6 protein-coding genes are annotated in these 4,631 nt (G+C 63.5%); 4 read left to right on the plus strand and 2 right to left on the minus strand.

From position 1 onward, the window contains the following. The 3 genes from ACEW8Q_RS04035 to ACEW8Q_RS04045 all read left to right on the plus strand — a co-directional run. Nucleotides 1-302: LuxR C-terminal-related transcriptional regulator (locus tag ACEW8Q_RS04035; RefSeq protein ID WP_373502768.1), on the plus strand; the 302-nt coding region annotated here is incomplete at its 5' end. 71 nt (nt 303-373) lie between these two features. Beyond that, complete coding sequence (locus ACEW8Q_RS04040) at nt 374-1,105, plus strand: TIGR00730 family Rossman fold protein (protein ID WP_373502769.1); 732 nt, start codon at nt 374-376, stop codon at nt 1,103-1,105. A gap of 79 nt (nt 1,106-1,184) precedes the next feature. Then, nucleotides 1,185-1,808, plus strand: a complete 624-nt coding sequence (locus ACEW8Q_RS04045; protein ID WP_373502770.1) for a hypothetical protein — start codon at nt 1,185-1,187, stop codon at nt 1,806-1,808. Between the two features lie 79 nt (nt 1,809-1,887). Here the strand turns inward: ACEW8Q_RS04045 and ACEW8Q_RS04050 are convergent, their stop codons facing one another. Both ACEW8Q_RS04050 and ACEW8Q_RS04055 read right to left on the minus strand, forming a co-directional pair. Next, a complete protein-coding gene (locus ACEW8Q_RS04050; protein ID WP_373502771.1) occupies nt 1,888-2,304 on the minus strand; it encodes an ion channel in 417 nt (138 codons plus the stop codon). Nucleotides 2,305-2,307: 3 nt separating this feature from the next. Beyond that, nucleotides 2,308-3,408, minus strand: a complete 1,101-nt coding sequence (locus tag ACEW8Q_RS04055; protein ID WP_373502772.1) for an AI-2E family transporter — start codon at nt 3,406-3,408, stop codon at nt 2,308-2,310. Nucleotides 3,409-3,822: 414 nt separating this feature from the next. Here ACEW8Q_RS04055 and ACEW8Q_RS04060 point away from each other — a divergent pair. Continuing rightward, nucleotides 3,823-4,631 (plus strand): hypothetical protein (locus ACEW8Q_RS04060; RefSeq protein WP_373502773.1); only part of this gene is annotated, 809 nt, incomplete at its 3' end.

A 4,631-nucleotide genomic window follows, 5' to 3' on the forward strand; every position in this document is an offset into this window, starting at 1 on the left:
TCTGCTCGCGCGATGCGCCGCAGGAACAACTCGTCGATATCGCCGCCACCGTCGGCATGGGCCGCATGGTGTTTCCCTTCATGGATGTGCGCGGCCTCAAGCGCGATCCGCGTGAGAGCCTCACCGAGCGCGAGAAGTCGATGCTCGCCGCCCTTGCCAAGGGCCGCACCAACACCGAGCTCGCCACCGACCTCGGCATCTCCATCAACACGGTGAAATTCCATCTGCGGAATCTCTACGAAAAACTCGGTCTGAGAAACCGATCGCAGGCCATCGCCTTCTTCTATTCGAACGATGTGTGAGGGTTGACGTAGGTCAAGCGCAGGAACGTCCGCTAAGGCTAGTGAATGTTTTCAGGAACCGGGAAGCCTGCATGGACGACACATCGAAGACCGCCGCAACACATCCCCAGTCGATGATCCAGCTCATCAAGGGCGCGGAGGGAGCGCTGCTGCCGGGGCGGCGGAAGAAGCAGGCGGATGTGGAGAGCGCTGTCGGCGTCTTCCTCGAAATGCTGCGCGGCTTCGAGTCCTTCGACGTGCCGGAGCCTTGCGTGACCGTCTTCGGATCGGCCCGGCTTGGCGATGCCGATCCGCATTATGCGATGGCCCGGACGCTTGGCGCAAAGCTCGCGTCGGCGGGCTTCACCGTGAAGACCGGTGGCGGTCCTGGCCTCATGGAAGCCGCCAACCGCGGGGCCAAGGAGGCGGGCGGATTCAGCATGGGCTGCAACATCACACTGCCGCACGAGCAGGCGCCCAACCCTTATCTCGACGCCTTCGTGCAGTTCGAGCATTTCTTCGTGCGCAAAGTGATGCTGGTGAAATACTCCTCCGCCTTCGTCATCCTGCCGGGCGGCTTCGGCACGCTGGACGAAGCCTTCGAGATCGCCATCCTCATCCAGACCGGCAAGATCTCATCCTTCCCCGTGGTGCTGATGGGCATGGCCTTCTGGGAACCCGTAAGTCGATTCATTCGCGACAGGATGGTCGCGCCCGGCCTCATCGACGCGGAGTCGCTATTGATCGTGAAGATCACCGATGACGTGGAAGACGCCGTCACCTGGATCCGCCAGGGCATGAAACCCCGGGTTTCCTATCCCTGATGCCCTGTGGCAAGACGGCCCAGTGATGATAGCTTCACAAGGAACGCCGCGCGATGCGGCTGAAATGGAGTCTGCCCCCATGAACACCGACCCTGCGGGATTTGGAACCTATGCCTGGCGAGTGACCAAGGCGACGCTGATCGGCGGGCTGGCGTTTCTGCTGCCGCTGGTGGTCGTGCTCGCCATTCTGGGCAAGGCGATGACATTCTCGGCCCATCTCATGGAGCCCGTCATCAAGCACCTGCCGCCCAGCCCCATGACGGCAAGCATCGTCGGCGCGGCCTCGCTTGTGGCGCTGATCGTGGTCTCGCTCATTGCCGGGCTGGCGGCGCGCACGCGCATCGCCCAGAGCATGGTCAGCAAGATCGAGGACTCCGTGCTGGGCGGCATTCCGCAATACCAGTTCGCCAAGAGTGCGGCCTCGAGCTTCTCGCAACTCGAGCAATCGCATGGGCTCGTGCCGGTTCTGGTCAGCATCGAGGACGGCTGGCAGCTCGGCTACCAGATCGAGACCCTGCATGACGGCTGGGTGGCGGTGATGCTGCCGCAGTCGCCCACGCCCATGGCCGGCAATGTCATGTACTTCCCAGCCGATCGCATCCGGAAACTCGACATCAGCATGGTGCAGGCGATGTCGATCGTGAAGCGGCTAGGCGCCGGTTCGGGGGATGCGCTGAAGGGCACGCAACTCGGACCGGCCTGAGTCATTGACCGGCAGCGCCTGCGAACAAGTGGCGGCCAAGCGCTCGACGCAAGTGATTCCACTTGCTCGTCCAATGCGCCTAGTCCGCCTGGACGCGGAGCCCAGTTTGCAGGGCCTGGAAGATCACGGCCGTTGACCAGCCGAAGAGCAGCACGCCGTTCATCGCTGATATGGGACCCAGCATCTGCCACTGTTTCACGGCAAGGACGTCGCCATAGCCAAGCGTGGTGTAGCTGGTGAACGCGAAGTACAGGGCATCGCCCTCCCCGGGGATGGCGCCGACCAGGCCCATGACGAAGGCCCATAGGCTGACCTCTGTCACATGGGCGATGGCAAGCAGTCCCACGACCATCACCATGCTCAGCACAAGGCGTCCCGCCTCCTCCAGGCGCCTCAGCGCAGGCAAGGCCACCTTCAGCGTCCACAACATGAAGGAGGCGTGGATCGCGACGCAGCAGGCAAAGACAAGTCCCCCGACGGCAAGCTGAAGGATCATGCGTCAGGTGTCCGTCTTTGCCGGTTCGCTCATCCGCCAGGCGGTGATCATCGCATAGGCGATGGCGATGATGACCGGGCCGATGAAGAGCCCGAGGAAGCCGAACGAGAGGAAGCCGCCGAAGACGCCGACGATCACAAGGGCCAGCGGCATGGTGATGCTGGTGCCGATCAGCAGGGGCTTGAGGATATTGTCGATGAAGACGATGAAGAGGCCCCAGCCCATGAGCAGCCAGAGCACGATGCCCGTCTCGCCATTGGCATAGAGCCAATAGACCGCGCCGCCCCAGACGAGATTGATGAGCAGCGCGCCGATCTGGCTCAACGCGAGAAGCAGCGTCACGAAGCCGAGCGGTGCCGCTCCGGGCACGCCCGCCAGCAGCAACCCCAGGGACATCATCGCGGCCTGGATGGCGGCCGTGCCGACGACGCCGTAGAACACACCCCGGACGGCGTTCACCGAGACGACCGCCATCTCGGTGAGGCGCTGGCCGCCGAGACGATGAAGCAGGTCCATGAAGGTGGCGGCGAACGTATCGCCCTGGGCCCAGAACATGGTGGCGAAGACCATGGCCAGCAGCAGTTGCAGGAGGCTTTCGCCCAGGCCTTTGGCGACATTCAACAGGACGGTCCTGAACGAACCCATGTAGGGCGCCAGCATCTCCTTGGCCGCGGTGTTCGATCCGAGCAGCAGGATCCACTGGTCATGGATGGTGTCTCCGATCAGCGGAATCGACTGCAGCCAGCTCGGAGGCGCGGGTGATGAATCGAGCCATGCGCGGACGACGTCGAACAGGCCGGTCAGCTGCGTTGCAAGTCCAGGCGCCACGGCAAGAATAGGCAAGATGATGAAGGCAATGACGAGGGCCAGCAGCAGGAAAGCCGTCACATAGCCATTCAGGCCCCAGCTCATCAACCAGCTTCGCAGCGGCCAGGCGGCGATAGCGATGATGCCGCCAAACATGAGGCCGACGCTGAAGGGCATCACCACCAGCAGCACGCCCACGAGAAGGGCAACAAACATCATCAGGAGAACGAGCTTCTCCATCAGTGCCGCGGTCTGAAAGCCGGAGGCTTCGCGTTTTCCGTCCCGAGTGTCCGACATCGCCTGTTCCTAGCGCAGGTACAACCTAAAGCCTAGAGCGCGGGAGTTGCGGATCGTGCCGAGTTTGCGCAGCAAATCCGGCAACTCCCAAAAAGTGGAACCCTCCGTGATTCTCTCGGGATCGCGGGGGTTCATTTGATTGCGGGATTTCGAAGCCACGGAGAGTTGGCGATCTCCTCCACGGCCAGACCTGCACAATCTGAATCCTGTTGCGCTTGCTGCCGAAGACAAAGACCGTTTGCACGCCGCTTGGACCTCGCCGTTGAACTCCCGGCGCAACCATCGCCGGTGGGCTTTCCTGGCCAGCTGAAGCCGAACATGGCCCGCGTGCCGAACCGAGGCGCGTTACCGGATGACAGTACCGGTTCTGCCCTGATAGGTTGTTTTCGGACCCTTGCAACATTCGAGATCGGAATGAGTGGCGGCATCTCCTCACGCGTGATCGACGACCTGATCGCGGCGCAGCGGTATGACGAGGCGCTGCTGGCGGTGCAGGCCGCGCGGGCAGCCGAGCCGGAGCATCTGCCCTATGCCGTCAGGCATGCGGCGGTGCTGAGGCGGCTGCAGCGCCCTGCAGACGCAATGGCGGCTCTCATGCCATTGCTCACCGGCGCTCCGGGCGAACTCATGCTGCGTGACGAGCTGGCGATCTGCCTGAGGCACACAGGCGACGCCGAGCGCAGCCTGCAGCTCGCTGACGAGACTCTGGCCGCACATCCGGACCACCGCCCGGCCCTTCTTGCGCGGATCGACGCGCTGATCTCGGGCGGAGACACGGATGCACTGTCCGGGCTTGCCGGCTCACTCCTTTTCACTCCCGATGAGCAGCGGCTCCAGCCGGCCCGCAGGCAAATGGTTGGTGAAGCCCTCGCCAGGATCGTGCCGCATCTCCGCCACTCCGAGGCGCAACGCGTGATGACGGCGGCAGCGGAAAGCATTGCCGCAGCCGCAAGCTTGCTGCGGCCGGAGCAGCTCTGGCCACTGTATGTCGCCGCAGATCAGGTGGGGCTGGCTGCCCGGTACCGTCCTGTCCTCGAGAGCCTGTTCTCGCGGGATCGCCTGTCAGCCGGTGTTTGTCTCGGCATCGTGCAGGCGCTCCATCGCAACGGCGACCGGGATTGGGAAAGCGTTGCGGACCGGTTTCTGGAACGCCTTGCCCCACAGGAGCGATGGCGATTCCGGCTCGAGTGCGGCGAACTCGCCGCCGGCGCCGAAGCTGCCTT

The sequence above is a fragment of the Aestuariivirga sp. genome (genome assembly GCF_041738905.1).
Taxonomy (GTDB): domain Bacteria; phylum Pseudomonadota; class Alphaproteobacteria; order Rhizobiales; family Aestuariivirgaceae; genus Aestuariivirga.

What these genes read in the sequence shown, in the direction of transcription:
- ACEW8Q_RS04040 (WP_373502769.1), top strand. Translation starts at nt 374, where the DNA reads ATGGACGACACATCGAAGACCGCCGCAACACATCCCCAGTCGATGATC.
- ACEW8Q_RS04045 (WP_373502770.1), top strand. Translation starts at nt 1,185, where the DNA reads ATGAACACCGACCCTGCGGGATTTGGAACCTATGCCTGGCGAGTGACC.
- ACEW8Q_RS04050 (WP_373502771.1), bottom strand. Translation starts at nt 2,304, where the DNA reads ATGATCCTTCAGCTTGCCGTCGGGGGACTTGTCTTTGCCTGCTGCGTC.
- ACEW8Q_RS04055 (WP_373502772.1), bottom strand. Translation starts at nt 3,408, where the DNA reads ATGTCGGACACTCGGGACGGAAAACGCGAAGCCTCCGGCTTTCAGACC.